Source organism: Nitrosomonas sp. H1_AOB3 (assembly GCF_015709435.1).
Lineage (GTDB): Bacteria > Pseudomonadota > Gammaproteobacteria > Burkholderiales > Nitrosomonadaceae > Nitrosomonas > Nitrosomonas europaea.
Genome location: NZ_CP054389.1, coordinates 1283176 through 1298195, shown reverse-complemented (window position 1 = coordinate 1298195; position 15020 = coordinate 1283176). Strand labels below are relative to the sequence as shown.

Below are 15020 nucleotides of genomic sequence, written 5' to 3'. Positions count from 1 at the left end.
TGTGACGTGCGATTACTACAGACTCCACGATTTTTCAGAATTTGATGCAAATCCTGAACCTGGTTTCTCACTCAGTGCTGTCGTATTCCCTGGTTTTTCCACTTCACCATGGTAAATGATTATCTCGAAAGGATACTGACCGCGCATGTCTATGACGTTGCCAGCGAGACGCCACTTGATTTTGCTCCGTCATTGTCCGCTCGTATCCATAACCGCGTATTGCTCAAAAGAGAGGACATGCAGCGGGTTTTTTCCTTCAAGCTGCGCGGCGCCTATAACAAAATGGCCAGGCTCTCCCCGGATGTACTGCAACAGGGTGTGGTGGCCGCTTCAGCGGGTAATCATGCACAGGGGGTGGCACTGGCCGCACAAAAGCTGGGCTGTTCTGCCACCATCGTGATGCCGGCCACCACACCGCAAATCAAAATCAATGCGGTGATGGCAATGGGTGCAGCCGTGCTGCTGCAAGGAGATTCCTATAATGATGCCTACGAATATGCACGGAATCTCGCCGAAGAAAAAGAAGCTGAATTTGTCCATCCTTACGACGATCCCGATGTAATTGCCGGACAGGGCACGATTGCCATGGAAATTCTGCGCCAGCATCCGGGCAGGATTCACGCAATTTTTGTACCGATCGGTGGCGGAGGGTTGATTTCAGGCATTGCTGCATACGTGAAACGGCTGCGACCGGATATCAAGGTGATCGGAGTGGAGCCGGTTGATTCAAATGCCATGTACCGCTCCCTGCAGGCAGGCTATCGTGTCGAACTCTCCCAGGTGGGGCTGTTTGCGGATGGCGTGGCTGTCCGCCTGGTAGGCGAGGAAACCTTCCGGCTGTGCCGTGAGCTGGTGGATGACATCATCCTGGTGGATTCGGATGCCATTTGTGCAGCGATCAAGGATATTTTCGAGGATACACGCTCCATCGTTGAGCCTTCGGGAGCACTTTCAATTGCCGGGTTGAAGGCATACGTCAAACAAAAAAACTTGCTGCACGAAGTCCTGGTTGCGATTGCTTCCGGCGCGAACATGAATTTTGACCGTCTGCGTCATGTTTCTGAACGGGCAGAACTTGGTGAACAGCGCGAAGCCATCCTCGCAGTCACGATCCCTGAAAAACCGGGCAGCTTCAAAAAATTCTGCAATCTGCTGGGCGCTCGTAATATCACTGAATTCAATTACCGCTATGCGGATCCCGAGATGGCGCATGTCTTTGTCGGTGTATCAGTGCGAAATCGGGAGGAATCGTTACATTTGATCGAGATTCTGCAGGAAAACGGTTTGAAAACCGAAGATATGACCGATAACGAAATGGCCAAACTGCATATCCGTCACATGGTGGGCGGGCGCAGCAGAGAAGTCATGCATGAAATTCTGTATCGCTTCGAATTCCCTGATCGACCGGGTGCACTCATGAATTTTCTGAATCACATGAGCGACCACTGGAACATCAGCCTGTTTCACTATCGTAATCATGGTGCCGATTTCGGCCGTGTGCTGATCGGTATACAAGTTCCGCCGGAGGAAAAACAGGAATTCAGGGAGTTCCTCGATAAACTGGGCTACAGCTTCTGGGATGAAAATGACAACCCTGCTTACCAGCTTTTTCTCGCCTGACACGGTTTGTCATTGGGATCACTGCCATGAGCGTCTTACAATCTTCGTTTATCCCGCCTTCTCGATTTAAGTGGCTCAATCCTCATTTCCCCAGTAATCGGTGCATTAAAAGAGATTGCATATCACGCCGGCCATCAGCAATTAAGTAGATATACACCTTCTGCTCAATTACCCGGTAAATTACACGGTATGGTTTAAAAATCGCCTGTCGATATTCTCGGATGCCAACCGCAACAAGCTCCTTGGGCCAGGTTCCCCGACTGGGAAAAGTAGCCAGATTTTCCACCACTTCCAGCAGACGATCTAAAACACTGTCAGCATTAGCTTTGCAATCAGATTCAACAATATAATCGTAGATCAGTTCGAGATTCTGCTCAGCACCCCGAGTAAACAGTACTTCATATTGGCGGATCGCCATTATTTTATTGTCTGCCTGGTACGCAATCCTGCGATGACCTCATGTACCGGCTGCACTTCACCCGCTTCGATCTCAGCATTGCCGAGTGCAAGAATTTTTAGCAATGCTAACGTTTCCTGTGTCTCTTCAAAAGAGGCGATATCCTGGATAACAGCTTTAGCTTCTCCATTCTGAGTAATGATCAATGGTTCCCTGTTTTCGGTTAAATAAGCTAAAACCTCAGCGGCATTTGCTTTTAGATAACTAATAGGCCTGATCTGTGTTGAATAGCGCATTTAAAAATCCTCAAAAAATATAGGACTGAATATAGTCCTTTAATAGTCTATACACAATATTTACCTCTTTGCAAAACTCCTGAAGGCAGGAACAAGCAGCTTTCAGCCTCTCTTCCGGACTCCTGCTCTCCAGGAAGAAAATTATCCTTATCAATAAACTACCCCGTTGCTTGGGCAGGGTAGTTTATTTTTCTGCTATTGGGTGTTGAGGTTACGGCACTGCTTACTATTATCCATCCTGGTAATACGCTTCCAGCTTCTTATGAGATGACTGGGATCAATTTGTCCGGTAATCGTCACTTCGACGGAAAGCCCTGCAGCCTCATCCGAGGTATTCCCGGGAAGCACATTCACGCGAAGCGTGGCGCCAGTAACATTATGGGACGACGTATCGTCATTCAGGACAGAGTGCGTTCCGGCAGATCTGGATCTCAATCCAACAAGTTCGACCAGATCATTCGATGCATACCGCCAGTCGGGTTCCACCCGGCCTGAGTAAAATGTAATGTGAGGATAGAGACAGGCAAATGCACTATGGCTGAGACCAAGCATTGCCTGCAAATCAGTGTAGGTTGCAGGGCGAAGGGTGCCTGTCGAACGTGCTGACAGGAAATCAGGCTCACGTGAGTTCCGGGGGATGGCAAGCCACGCCAACAGTCGACTCAGTATCCGTGAATCAGATGTCATGGCATCTATGAGTCCTGTCGCCTGCTGAACTGAAACACTGAACATTTGCTCGCTGATCTGTACATTTCGAGTAACAATACCGTCACCTATCCAGATACTTCTGTTCCCTTTGACCAGGACATCATAGATAACCATTTCCACGGCCGATTCATGTGCAAGATCGGCTCTAAGCCGTCGCTCCGAGATCGTAAGCTCCTCGGCTGAATAAAAAACAGCCATCATCGAACCCACAATGAGGGTGGCTGCTGCGAGGAGCAGCCACAGCGTATGCAGGAGGACAAAGCCCCTACTGTGCACGTGATGGGGCAGGAAGACGAGCACGCTCGGCCAGACGGGAAGCCGCCTCGAGGCCATCAACTAACGCGTCGGCAACCGATTGTGTCTCCATCTGGTTACGCATTACATGAGGAACAAGCAGGACGACCAGCTCAGTACGGCGGATATCAGAAGTATTGCTCTTGAACAGATTGCCGATGACCGGCACATCCTTGATCAAAGGTACACCACTGTTGCCGGCGCTGCCATTTTCCCGGATCAGCCCGCCAAGTGCGACTGTGAAGCCATCCCGGGTTGCAATGACACTATGAATTTTCCGTCGCTGGATGGTTGGCGAATCAATACCGGATGAAGTGGTTTGTGCAACTTCGCTTACTTCCTGGGTGACATCGAGAATCACATTCCCGTTATCATTGACACGCGGTATCACCTCCAGGATGACGCCTGTATCACGCATTTGAATCGTATTGATGACCGGCGCTCCACTTACTACTGTTCCTTGAGATGTCTGAGTTACGATAGGAACCTGGTCGCCTACCTGCAGGCTTGCCTTCTGGTTGTTCAATACGGAAATCTTGGGTGCGGATAAAATTTTTACTTCTGTTTTGGATTGAAGGGCATTCAAGACAATGCGAGCATTTGCCTTGCCCGCATAAATATAGGAGAAGCCAGGGAACTGTGATGCCACTGAGCCGACATCGGTTGCACTCAGTGTAACGGTGTTTTCACCCGAATCGAAGAACCACTGAACACCATAGCGCAGGTTGTTGTTCAGAGTCACCTCGGCCAGAAATGCCTCGATCATGACCTGGCGCGGCAGCACATCGATCTGCTTGAGCGCCTCCTGAATGACACGGAACTCATCCTCAGTGCCGTAGAACATCAATGAATTGTTCTCTTCGATTGCAACAAGTCGACCGACATTCGTTTGAGAACCGGATATAGACGGTTCAGCTGAGAGAGAGGTGGCTGCTGCGGGCATCTGTGGTGTCGACATTGGCGTCGATGTCGGTGATACCGTTGTACCCGAAGCCGTTGTTGCCTGCATCTCGCCGGTCAGCACCTGTCGAAGGGGCGCCACCAGATCCTTGGCATTTCCGTTCTGCACGTTATAGACAAAAATGCGTTGTGCACCTAACTTCGAAACATCGAGGCGCTCGATCCATTCACGCAGTAATTCGAGATCAGATTTATTCTGAGCCACACCGAGTACGGCTTGCATTCGCTCAAGGGGTACGAGATGGATACGGGTGGTAAAAAGATCGATCTCGCCCTGGAAAATCTCTCTGAGTTCCGTAACGATGGCTTCCGGCCTGCTCTGAGAAAGCTTGTAGAGCGCAAAAGTCATTCCATTGAGCCAATCCACATCGAAATTTTCGATGGTATGGAGAATAGCGCCGCGATCCTGACTGCTGCCCGCAACGACCAGATGCCCATGACGTGTATCAGCCTGCAGAACTATTCCCTTCGGGACGAATGAGTCAAGAATCGCCTGCATGTCATTTGCATTGATATACCGGAGCGGAATGATTTCCACAGCATAGCCGGGAGTGGGAGGCATTGCAGAGGCAAAGCGCTGAGCGGGTCTGACTCTTTGAGGTGCTTCACTCCATGGCAACACGCTGATGGTTTGCTCATCTTTCAGTATTACCGCTGAAACCGTACCCAACGCCGCTTCCAGGGCAGAAAGTAGAGAAGCTTTCGATACCGGGCGACTTGTCCGCAACGTAATGCGGCCCTGTACTGCAGGTGAGACAACATAGTCAAGTTTGAGCATTTCCCCGAGCACCACATCGATTACACCGCGGATATCGGCCTCGTTGAAGTTGAGTTCGAAACGCTCGCCAGTGTCTGCAAAGGCAAACTTTCCAACCTTGGAAGATGAAGGTCCTCTCCAACCGGCTTCGAAATACTCCGTTGAGATGCCGGTGGGATGCTCCGGAGTAGTAGAGGTTGATGACGCAGCATTGCTCGGTTGCACCGGTACCGCCGGCATGATTTTCCATGTCGAAATAGGAGCCGGTTCAGGTGGTCGTGTCGTAGAACACGCATTTAGCCCTGCCAGCATGGCAGTTCCGATAAAGAATGTCTGGAATCGATTCATGGGTTGAAATTTTGGGAAGGTGGGACAGACGGCCTTAATCGGAGCTCGATATCAGAAGATGGATGGACTCCATCATTGATATCCGAGCGGCTTCGCAAATGAATGGCATCGGATGTAACTGAAACCACCATCCATGTCTCGAATGTATCCCCTTGCGCGACGAGCTTTCTGGAAGTGGCAGTCTCATCTTCAAGCAGGGCAAATCGTTTGTGCCCTTCCTCTTCGACGATACCCACCAGACGCGGGGGGGCAGTATCCAGAGGCACCGTGGATTCGGGAGAAGATATTACCGTACGGGTGCGTGAAGAAGAAAATAATAATGTCTGTTCCAGCGCATTCGGTAATGTCTCCATTGGAATACTCAGGGGGGTGGTCTCAGACGGTACGTTCCGGCTTTTTGTTGATAAATCATCCGGATGATCCAACACTATCCAGTGGATGAGTACAAACGCCGAGATCACACAGGTATTGAGGACAAGCAGAATGGTTGTCTGTCTATTGAACATTGGCTTTGCCATGGTGAAGTTGTCAGTATTCTGCAGCAAAAGCCCAAATTCGGAGTTCTACGGAAAGGGGGGGTGAAGTACCGTCGGACGCCGCAGCAGTGGCCAGAACAACGGCACGATCGATGATCAGGAGTGGCCGGTGGCGTTCGAGTGATTTCAACAGATGTACTAACTTTTCCTCGGGCGCGTTTATGCGTACGTCCAGCGCGAAGCGGGTCAGATTCCCATCATTGAATGGATCTGCCGTCCGCAGTTCCAGCAATTGCACATCCGAGTCATGGATCAGCATGTTAACAGCATCAACAAAGGCAGCATTGTCATTCGATGAGGGAAATACCAGTGTGGAAATCGATTGTTCGATCCGAGTGAGATCATCAGTGGTGAGATTACTGTTCTCGGCGGCGAGTGTCTGCAAACGCTGGAGCTCAAAGCGCGTGTCATCCAATCGTTCGATGGCAGTTGTGGGCAGAACGTAGAGCAGACGAACGACGATAGACCAGACGCTGGTCAGCAACAACACGCCTACAGCAAGCGCAAGAGCTCGCCGCGCCATTGCAGGGTAGGGCGTCACTTAGTTTCCTGGTTGACGAAAGTCGCGTTCAATACGAACTGAGGGATCTTCTCGCCACCTGCTCCCGGCTCCAGCTGCGATACTGATTCCAGCTTTATACTTTTCAAATGCTCTGATTGCTCGAGTGCGCGTGCTGTTGCCGTCGGATCCGCCGCATAACCCAACAGCTTGAGATACCCATGCTCATATTGAAACTGGCTGATCCATGACTGGCTCGGCAGATACATTGCGATATCCTCCATGACGCGCAAAACCCCGGGTGATTTTTGTGTTTGAGCCAGTAGATCTCGTATCGCGCGGATCCGCGCATGCTCTTCAGCAAGATATATGGCATTCCCCTGTGCTGCTCGTCCTTCGTCGATCCTGACCCGGACGCCGGCCTCGAGCCAGGACGCACTCAGGTAAAGCACCGGGCCGACAGCGAGCATGATACCAATGGCTGATACGGTCAACCACCGGTTGAGCCGCGCTGTGGCCGGGCTTTGTCGCATGTTGTACGAAGTATGGAACCTGTACCTGGGAGGCAGCTCTCCACCTGGTGAAAAGCCAACGAGAAAACCAGTTGCTCCAGTACGTTTGACAGTCTTCTCCAGATCGGTCACAAGAGTTTTTTTACATAGCGCAACGTCCACGATGATCTCATCACGGGCATGTACTGCCGTAATGTCGCCGATATCAAAGTACAGTGCTGCTTCATCGATCGGCGCCTCTACAGTCAGTCGGTATCGTACTGCGGATTTCAGATTCGCACGTGCCGACTGAGGCAAGGTCAGAGACAATCGCATAATCTGCTCGGGATGCAGCAGAACAATCACGGAACGCCCTGTAGATGCATCCTGCCAGTCAGGTGTCTGTTCGGAATTGTGTACAGGAAGAGAGAGTGCCCCGGTTGCATCTGTTGCCAATATCAGTGGAGCTTGTACACCAATGAATCGATCCATAATCGGCCTCACCAGCCAGGCCATCTCGGCCAACCACCACAGCCAGACAGTCCGGCAAGCAGTAAGGAAACCAGGTAACAGAGACTGATCCATACCATGCAAGAAATGCATGTGATTTTTATCACACATATGAGATAAATATTTTTATCGTTGATTATTGACAATCTGGATTATTGTTGCAAATAATATACGCGAAATATATAAATTCTATGCAAAATGGGTGGAATGTAGTCGAGCCTTGTCATGATTGTCAGAAATTAGCAGTCCATTTACCTGGAGGAATTAATGAGCACGCAACAAATCATCAAGCGTACATCTGCCACAGGCGTGGCATTTAGATTCCTCACAGTTGCAGCCATACTGGGGCTGTCGGCTGCAGTGTTTGCCGGGTCTGTCAGCTATACCTACGATGCACTGGGCCGGATCAAGACCGCCACTTACAGTAATGGAGTCATCATCACCTATACCTACGATGCGGCAGGTAACCGCGTCAGCCAGATCACCACTGGCGTACCCTAACCCTCCTTGCGGCAGCCAGCTGCACGTTTCATCAATTTCTTCACAGTACACCGTAGTCAGTAGTTTTTAAGCGATCCGCCAAACGGATCACATTATTGTCCTGCGCCCCGAGGAAGTATCGTTGGGATAAACGAGCATCCGAGTTGCGCATATTTCTTCAGGAGTCTGATGATGTTCGAACGCAACAAAAGTCCGCGTCGTGCGGCTGTGGGCGCAGGTATGAGTGTACTGTTATTGCTCCTGGCAGGGATTTTCCCGGGTGCAGTACTGGCTGAAGGCAACATCCAGTTCGGCCAGGGCGTGCCGGCAGTAGTCGAAGCACCTGCTGCAGATATCCGCACAACCGGTAAAGCACAACCACAAGCCATCCGCGGGGAGCGGACTGAATACGGCCCCGGGGTCAATCGAGTCATCCTCGCGCCAGTCACTCCGGAAGAATCCGAGCAGGCCATCCATGCCCGCCCACTGCCCAAAGGGCTGAACCAGGGTGTGCCGAGCGAAACCGGGCCGGGAACGCCTTCCAGCGGTGAAGCAATGCAACCGATGATGCGTATAGCAGGCGATACGGCGCCTACCGGGCCTGCCTCGATTGCAGAACTGGCGCGTGCCCTCAAGAACGATCCGGATCTGATTTACGAGTATGTGCGCAACAACATCGCCTACTACCCCTCCTGGGGTCTCCAGAAAGGAGCCATCGGCACCCTGCTCGACAACCAGGGGACGGCCTTCGACCAGGCCACATTGATGGTACAACTGCTGCGCCAGGCAGGTTTCACCGCCAACCACGTCAAAGGGCGCATCAACCTCACCGCGGCGCAGGTGCAGGACTGGCTCGGCGTGAGTACCAGCAACGTGTGCGGGGTGCTCAACCTTTTTGGCAATGCCCAGATTCCGGTAGCTTCGGTCACGGCGACCGCAGCAGGCAGCTGCCCGGGTTCGACTGCTGCGCTGCACAGCATGAAGTTCGACCACGTGTGGGTAAAAGTCAATATCGGAGGGACCAACTACTACTTTGATCCAGCCTTCAAGTCGCATACCCATAAAACGGGGATCAACCTCACCACGGCCAGCGGCTACAACGCCAGTACCTATCTGACCTCAGCCAAAAGTGGTGCGACGGTTACCGCAGATTACGTTCAGAACATCAACCGGACCAACATCCGCAACAACCTCGCCACCTATTCCAATAGCCTGGCCACGTATCTGCGTACCAACCTGCCTGCCGGTACACTCGATGATGTCATCGGCGGCAAAACCATTGCCCCTCATACGGGCGGCGCACTGCGCCAGGCGAGCCTGCCCTACCAGGACACGAGCATTGCCCTCACTGAATGGGTGACGATCCCGGCCAACTACAGCCCGACATTGCGCATTCGCTACCAGGGTATCGACAAGACCTACACATCAGATGCAATCTACGGCAAGCGGCTCACCCTTACCTATAACGCCTCAAACCAGCCAGTACTGATGCTCGATGGTACGGCACAAGCCACTGGCACTGCGGTCACACCCGGCACCATGGGTACCGTTACTTTCGACGTTACCCATGGTGCCTACAGCAATACTTTCGCCAACCAGAGTTTCCCTCAGTCGATCGTGGCAGGGGGCACCTTCCTGATCGGTAACGGCTGGGGCCCGGCTGGACGCGGGCTCATCGAGCGCTATCGCAGCCAGCTCGATACAGCCAAAGCCGCAGGCAGTGCCGCTGCCTCTGAAGTCGTACTCGGTTCATCGCTGGCGGTACTGTCCGCAACCTGGATCGCACAAGTCGATCATGCTAACTACATCACTGACCGGCTGGCCGGTACCAACACCCTGTTCCACCACCAGATCGGTATCGCCGGCTACAACAGTGCTCCTTATGTCGACCTGCCGGGTAACCTGGTGAGTGTCGTCAGCCAAAGTGCAGATGCAGCGAAAGAGCGTGCTGCTTTCTACAGCGCATCCATGCACATGAGTATCTTTGAATCAACAGCAGTACAACAGACTGCAGGCGTAAGTGCAGTATCAACTACCAAGCTCATCGATATTGCCACGATCAATAACTATCGTGTCTACAACGCCACGTCGGCGAACTACGCCTCGGCAGTACAGCCGAATTTGGTGGGCTGCGCATCGTGGCTGGCCACCTTCCAGAGCCAGGTCACGGCTGGCAACCGGCTGATCCTGCCGGCACGTTGCGATCTGACCGAGAACAGCTGGTCAGGTGCAGGCTATTTCGTTATCAACAGCACCGGGTGGACGATCAGCGCCATGATCGGCGGCGGGTTGGCAGGTGGATTCTCGACCCTGCCACTGCCAGCGGTGGATACGGGTACTAACATCCTCAACAATTCGGTTAATCCGTACGGTACCTTGTGGCAGTTTGTTGGCAGAGCCTTCGGTGACCCGATCGACATGGCCAAAGGCCACTTCCTCTATGCTCACGAGGACATCCAGACCGGAGCGGGTGAGTTCCCGCTCGGCCTCGGAGTACAAAAGCTCTACAGTTCAGGATTACGCACACAAGACAGCCCGCTGGGCAAGGGCTGGACACACAGCCTGGCTGCCAGCGCCACAGTCGGCTCGGACGGCTTCCAGGGCATGGGTGAGGATTCCGCGCTCGATGCGGTCCCCACGCTGGTCGAGAAACTGGTGTCACTCGATCTGCTGGCTGATGCAGCCAAGCCGCTGGACAAAATGGTGATTGCCACACTGGGCCAGCGCTGGTTCGGCGATCAGCTCATCAACAATACGGTGATCGTGCGTCAGGGCCTGAACGGCGAAGTGTTCGTCAAACTGCCTGATGGCAGCCACAACCCGCCTCCGGGCAATGCGGCACGGCTCACCAAACATACTGACGGCACCTATCGTTACGAGACCCTGAACCGCGCCCTGCTCGCCTTCAACAGTGCAGGCAAGATCGTCACCTACACGCATCCGAATGGTGTACAGGCCAAGTTTACCTATAGCGGCGCCAACCTCACTCAGGTTGCCAACAGCCTGGGCCGGGTACTCAACTTCACCTACAGTGGGGCACGCATCAGCACAGTAGGTGATGGCACACGCAGCATCAGCTACGCTTTTGACGCCAACGGTAACCTCACGAGCTATACCGACGCCACTGCAAAAGCCACCACCTTTCAGTACGACCTGCCAGGCCGGATAACCAAGTTCTTCTACCCGAGCAATCCGTCAACCGCCTTCGCTACCAACGTCTACGACAGCCTGGGCCGGGTACAGACCCAGACCAATGCCGCCGGCAAGCTCTACACCTACTACTTCGCCGGTTCACGCTCGGAAGAAGTGGGGCCGGGGCCAGTCAGCAAAGTCTCCTATATGGATGCTCTCGGCAAAGTAGTGAAATCGGTCAACCCGCTGGGCAAGATCACCACCAGCACCTACGATGGTCACGGACGTCTGACGCGCAAGGTGTTTCCTGAAGGCAATGCGCTCGAGTACGTCTACCACGATGCCCCGTGCGCAGCGACCGACAAACGCTGCACGCACAACGTCAGCCAGGTGAAACAGATTGCCAAACCCGGCTCAGGACTGACTACACTCACCAGCAGCTTCACCTACGAGACGGCTTTCAACAAGGTGGCCAGCGCAACCGACCCGCGCGGCAAGATCACCACGTACACCTACACCGCACAAGGTAATCCGCTGGCAGTCACTTCACCGGCCGATGCCGCGGGGGTACAACCACAGACTACCTTCGCCTACACTGCCTATACTGCCAGCGGCTATCCGACCTTCTATCTGCCGACCTCGCAGACCAGCAAGATCACATCCGGCAGTACGGTCGTCACCACCACTGCCTATAACACGACCAACAAATACGTACCGCAGACCGTCGTGGTCGATTCCGGTAGCGGCAAGCTCAACCTCACCACCACCTTCACCTATGATGCGGTGGGTAACCTCACCCAGATCAACGGCCCACGCACCGATGTCACCGACACCACCACACAGGCGTTCGATGCACAACGCCGTGTCACCACCCGGACCAATGCACTGAGCAAGCAGACCGTACTGGCTTATGACGCCGATGGCCGGCTGATCCGCACGGCAGCCCAAACCGGCACCCAATGGCTGGTGAGCTGCAACACCTACACCCCCACCGGCAAGCTGCTCAAAGCCTGGGGCCCGGCAGTCACCGCTGCCGCCACCACCTGCCCGAGCGCGGCTGCCCCGGTACCGGTTGCTGACTATGCCTACGACAACCTCGATCGCCTCATTCGTATCACTGAGAATCTCACCGCAGGAGAAGGCGGCAATCGTGTCACCGAGACGGTGTACAACGCGGATGACAGCGTGCAGATCGTCAAACAAGCCGTAGGCAGCAGCGTGGCACAGAACTATGCCACCTACACCTGGAGCAACAACGGCCTGCCGACCACCGTCAAGGATGCCAAAAACAACCTGACCACCTACGAGTACGATGGCCATGACCGCCGCGTGAAACTGCGCTACCCGCACCCCTCCACCGTCAACACCTCATCCACCACCGACTACGAGCAGATGACGCTCGATGCCAACGGCAATATCACCAGCCTGCGCAAACGTAATGGCCAGAACATCACGCTGGCGTATGACAACCTCAACCGGCTGCTCAGCCGCACCTATCCGACCAGTGCGGACAACATCACCTACACCTACGACCTGCTGGGCCGCACAACAGCTGCCAACAAAACCGGTTATGCCATCAGCTACGTCTATGACAATGCCGGACGGCTCACCAGCACCACCGCCGGCGGCAAGACACTCGCCTACCAGTACGACCCGGCAGGCAACCGCACCCGGCTCACCTGGCCGGAGACCGCGTTCTACGTCACCAGCACCTATGACGCACTCAACCGTCCGACCGCGATCAAGGAGACCGGCACGGTCAACCTGGCCACCTACGCCTATGATGACCTCAGCCGGCGTACTACGGTGACCCTGGGTAACAGCACCACCACCAGCTATGCCTACAGCACCCAGAGTGCACTGACCACCCTCACACACAACCTCACCGGCACCGCACAGGACCAGACCTACACCTACACCCGCAACCAGGTGCAGGAAATCACAGGCCAGAGCTGGACCAACGACAGCTACCAGTGGACAGGTTATGCCAACGGCACCAAAAGCTACACCGCCAACGGCCTCAACCAGTACACGGCAGCAGCAGGGGCCACCCTCACTCATGACACCAAAGGCAACCTGACCGGGGATGGGGTATGGACCTACACCTACGACCTCGACAACCAGCTGATCAGTGCCAATAAAACCGGCTCGAGCAACAGCCTGGCGTACGATGGAGCAGGGCGTCTGCGGCAAACCACCCTGGCGGGCACCGTCACCGGCCTGACCTATGACGGTGTCGATCTCGTGGCTGAATACAACAGCGGCGGCACACTGCTGCGCCGCTACGTGCACGGCCCCGGCGTAGATGAACCGCTGGTGTGGTACGAAGGCACCACCACCACCAACAAAACCTGGCTGTACCAGGACCAGCTGGGCAGTGTCATCGGCACCGCCAACAGTGCCGGCACCAGCACCGCGATCCACAGCTATGGCCCGTATGGCGAACCCAACATCGCTACCGGCATCCGCTTCCGCTACACCGGCCAGCAGTTCCTCGGTTCACTCAATCTGTACTACTACAAGGCACGGTTCTACTCACCCGCACTGGGCCGGTTCCTGCAGACCGATCCGATTGGTACCGCAGATGATCTGAATCTCTATGCCTATGTGGGGAATAATCCGATCAACTTCAGTGATCCAAGCGGGCAGTTTGCTAATTTCCTGCTCGGCGGTGCTGCTAACGTTGCGATTGGATATGGCATTAGTTGGGCTACAGGCCAAGATTACAGCTGGGGAAATGCGGCGGTTGATTTTGGTATTGGAGCTGCAACCTCTGGGGTATCTGCTGCAAACGTTATACATCGTTTTAGCCAGATGAGCTCCATAGAAAAGGGTGCGCTCGGTGTTCGTATGGCTGAACAAAGGATAGCTAGTCGTGGAGAGTCAGTTATCGGAAGGGAAATTGTGGTGGCTACTCCTGTAGCTAGGCCAAGAGCCGATCTTATTGTTGATGCTTCGACCGGTCTGCGAGGAGTGGAGGCCAAGTTAGGCCCTAGTGCAACACTAAGTAAAGCCCAAATAGAAGGTTATGGCTATATTAATAATGGTGGCACAGGCGTCTTGACCGGAAAGGCTGCTACAGGTGCTGGTATCGCAGGACAGACGGTATCAAATGTTGAGTTGATGCACTTCTATAAGAATGGGTACGACACAATGAGAAACGTAATGCCTAATGCACTAAAAATGGATCTAGGTTTCCAAGCATTTATGCATGGTGCGGATGCTAAAGCTGGAAAATAGATGCCGGAGCCGAATAATTCTGGCCGAAGCTGTGAAAGTATGAATCCATCTTTGACAGTTGAGGGGAGAATCGAAGTTGTGAATTCTCTCCTCGATACATGCCTGAGCCATATAGGCTTCTACAGGTATAAGCGCGACGCGGACTGGCGTAGGGAGAGATCTTCGACTATACAAGATCGAATACTGATACTGTATGGAAGGAAATATGCGCCAGAGATGGTGAGCTGCTCCCCGATGGCCTCAGTGTATTCACCTCTTCTAGTTGATGAGATAAAGAAACGGTACGGGGCTAAGTTTGCAGCTAATAATTTTGGGGCAAGAAATATCGGTTTGTTTACGCCTTCCGGCACATTCTTGAGTTGGGACTGCAGTGTAAAAAATTGTCCGGAAGTTGTTGCAACAGAAGTGGGAGATTGTTTTTTAAAATACTGCCTGCCAGAGATGGAAAAGGTGAAAAATTTGGACGATCTGGCAGTGTTTATTGAAGAGGGAAGGCAGTTCGCCGATCCACATAACCAGATACTGTCAAATGTTGCCCCTACATGCTTATTGTTCTTACGTGGAAAAAATGAGGAGTGCAGGTGCCGGTTAATGAAAATGTTATCTCTTTTTGATCAGATCAGTGAGAGTGGTAAGTGGGCTGCACAATATCTCCCGAAGCGGGAGAAAATTGAGAAATTTATCAAAAGCCTACCGTAGACGGCCCGCGCACCGATGTCACCGACACCACCACGCAGGCATTCGATGCACAG

11 protein-coding genes are annotated in these 15020 nt (G+C 53.5%); 4 read left to right on the top strand and 7 right to left on the bottom strand.

Annotated elements, in window-relative coordinates; all coding sequences use genetic code 11:
• The first annotated feature begins 108 nt into the window (after positions 1–108).
• On the top strand, positions 109–1620 hold the full coding sequence (ilvA, locus tag HRU73_RS06085) for a threonine ammonia-lyase, biosynthetic (RefSeq protein WP_011111322.1): 1512 nt from the start codon (positions 109–111) through the stop codon (positions 1618–1620).
• Between the two features lie 82 nt (positions 1621–1702).
• Here ilvA and HRU73_RS06080 read toward each other — a convergent pair whose 3' ends face one another.
• From HRU73_RS06080 to HRU73_RS06050, 7 genes are all read right to left on the bottom strand, one after another.
• Positions 1703–2038 carry a type II toxin-antitoxin system RelE/ParE family toxin gene (locus HRU73_RS06080; protein ID WP_287399907.1) on the bottom strand — a complete coding sequence of 112 codons (336 nt, stop codon included), beginning with the start codon at positions 2036–2038 and terminating at the stop codon, positions 1703–1705.
• A complete protein-coding gene (locus tag HRU73_RS06075) occupies positions 2038–2313 on the bottom strand; it encodes a type II toxin-antitoxin system Phd/YefM family antitoxin (protein ID WP_011111324.1) in 276 nt (91 codons plus the stop codon). Before HRU73_RS06075 ends, HRU73_RS06080 begins: the two co-directional genes overlap by 1 nt.
• Before the next feature lie 195 nt (positions 2314–2508).
• The gene (locus tag HRU73_RS06070) at positions 2509–3222 is read right to left on the bottom strand and encodes a hypothetical protein (protein WP_011111325.1); all 714 of its coding nucleotides are present in this window, start codon (positions 3220–3222) and stop codon (positions 2509–2511) included.
• 64 nt (positions 3223–3286) lie between these two features.
• Positions 3287–5272: a type II secretion system secretin GspD gene (gene gspD / locus HRU73_RS06065; protein ID WP_287399904.1), complete on the bottom strand. Its 1986-nt coding sequence runs from the start codon at positions 5270–5272 to the stop codon at positions 3287–3289.
• Positions 5273–5376: 104 nt separating this feature from the next.
• Entirely contained in the window at positions 5377–5733 is a 357-nt protein-coding gene (locus HRU73_RS06060) for a hypothetical protein (protein ID WP_287399902.1), read from the bottom strand.
• Between the two features lie 175 nt (positions 5734–5908).
• A complete protein-coding gene (gene gspM / locus HRU73_RS06055) occupies positions 5909–6457 on the bottom strand; it encodes a type II secretion system protein GspM (RefSeq protein WP_287399900.1) in 549 nt (182 codons plus the stop codon).
• Positions 6454–7491: a PilN domain-containing protein gene (locus tag HRU73_RS06050; protein ID WP_287399898.1), complete on the bottom strand. Its 1038-nt coding sequence runs from the start codon at positions 7489–7491 to the stop codon at positions 6454–6456. The genes gspM and HRU73_RS06050 overlap by 4 nt, the downstream gene beginning before the upstream one ends.
• A 192-nt stretch (positions 7492–7683) precedes the next feature.
• Here HRU73_RS06050 and HRU73_RS06045 point away from each other — a divergent pair, with 192 nt between their 5' ends.
• The 3 genes from HRU73_RS06045 (at position 7684) to HRU73_RS06035 (ending at position 14967) form a co-directional block, all read left to right on the top strand.
• Positions 7684–7917: an RHS repeat domain-containing protein gene (locus tag HRU73_RS06045; protein ID WP_287399896.1), complete on the top strand. Its 234-nt coding sequence runs from the start codon at positions 7684–7686 to the stop codon at positions 7915–7917.
• 168 nt (positions 7918–8085) lie between these two features.
• Positions 8086–14268, top strand: coding sequence for an RHS repeat-associated core domain-containing protein (locus tag HRU73_RS06040; protein WP_287399894.1), 6183 nt, complete (start codon positions 8086–8088; stop codon positions 14266–14268).
• A 39-nt stretch (positions 14269–14307) separates the two neighbouring features.
• Positions 14308–14967 (top strand): hypothetical protein, encoded by a 660-nt coding sequence (locus HRU73_RS06035; RefSeq protein WP_287399892.1) that lies wholly within the window; start codon positions 14308–14310, stop codon positions 14965–14967.
• Positions 14968–15020 lie beyond the last annotated feature (53 nt).

Bases quoted from the DNA above. Each gene is read 5' to 3' on its own strand.
- HRU73_RS06050 (WP_287399898.1), bottom strand. From the start codon at position 7,491: ATGGATCAGTCTCTGTTACCTGGTTTCCTTACTGCTTGCCGGACTGTC.
- HRU73_RS06045 (WP_287399896.1), top strand. From the start codon at position 7,684: ATGAGCACGCAACAAATCATCAAGCGTACATCTGCCACAGGCGTGGCA.
- HRU73_RS06035 (WP_287399892.1), top strand. From the start codon at position 14,308: ATGAATCCATCTTTGACAGTTGAGGGGAGAATCGAAGTTGTGAATTCT.
- ilvA (WP_011111322.1), top strand. From the start codon at position 109: ATGGTAAATGATTATCTCGAAAGGATACTGACCGCGCATGTCTATGAC.
- HRU73_RS06060 (WP_287399902.1), bottom strand. From the start codon at position 5,733: ATGGAGACATTACCGAATGCGCTGGAACAGACATTATTATTTTCTTCT.
- gspD (WP_287399904.1), bottom strand. From the start codon at position 5,272: ATGCCGGCGGTACCGGTGCAACCGAGCAATGCTGCGTCATCAACCTCT.
- HRU73_RS06040 (WP_287399894.1), top strand. From the start codon at position 8,086: ATGATGTTCGAACGCAACAAAAGTCCGCGTCGTGCGGCTGTGGGCGCA.
- HRU73_RS06075 (WP_011111324.1), bottom strand. From the start codon at position 2,313: ATGCGCTATTCAACACAGATCAGGCCTATTAGTTATCTAAAAGCAAAT.
- HRU73_RS06070 (WP_011111325.1), bottom strand. From the start codon at position 3,222: ATGATGGCTGTTTTTTATTCAGCCGAGGAGCTTACGATCTCGGAGCGA.
- HRU73_RS06080 (WP_287399907.1), bottom strand. From the start codon at position 2,038: ATGGCGATCCGCCAATATGAAGTACTGTTTACTCGGGGTGCTGAGCAG.